Consider the following 856-nt stretch of genomic DNA (forward strand, 5'->3'; position numbering starts at 1 on the left):
GCCAGCCACAACTGAAATAGCCCTGCCCTTTGTTCTCTTTACGGATGAATGCTTCACCCGGTGGTAACTGAAACTGAGGCTCTTGGTGTGCATGCTCATGGTGATGCATTTCGATATGAGAAGAAGCACTGCCGTGTACGCGTTCAATATCCAGAACTTCAATCGGCAGCTCGCCGTTATGAATCAACTTACTGAACACTTTAGCTGGCGTTTGATCGGTAACCCAATCGTTGCACACATCAATATCATGGCTTGACCAGAGTTCGACTTTGCTGCCAATCACCACATCGGCACTGTCTAGCTGATCAACAAAGTTTTGATTAGACGTGTATTTTTCATCGCTCAAGTTACGAGGGTCGACTAACGCGATGGTCGCCTTTAAATCAACGTATGGCAGATATTGCTCTGATGTCAGCGTCGCAATCACTTGTTTTGGATGACCAAGGCCTGTTGGTTCAATCAACAAACGATCTGGCTTTTGGCGCAATAATGCCGTAATACCAACAGACATAGGAACGCCTGCGGTACAACACATGCAACCGCCCGGCACTTCTTTAATCAACGCACCTTGGTCGGTCATTAACGCACCATCGATGCCAATCTCACCAAACTCATTGACCAACACCGCCCAATTTTCATTTTCAGGTTTGTTCTTTAAAAGATTTAAAATCGTGGTCGTTTTACCGACACCCAAAAATCCGGTCAGTATGTTGGTAGGTACTCGATTTGACATGTTTTTCTCCGACACAGTCGTGCATTAGTGCTGGGGCAAAGTATACGGAGAATGTGACTTGCTTCAACGCTTTTTATCACGCTCGCTTATGTCTTGATTTAATGTGTGACGGTTTGAGTTTTG

1 protein-coding gene is annotated in these 856 nt (G+C 45.4%); it reads right to left on the reverse strand.

What is annotated here, in order from left to right:
* Nucleotides 1-733: GTP-binding protein (locus R7O13_RS25410; RefSeq protein ID WP_318305014.1), on the reverse strand; the 733-nt coding region annotated here is incomplete at its 3' end.
* Nucleotides 734-856 lie beyond the last annotated feature (123 nt).

It is taken from the genome of Vibrio sp. Y176 (assembly GCF_033438945.1).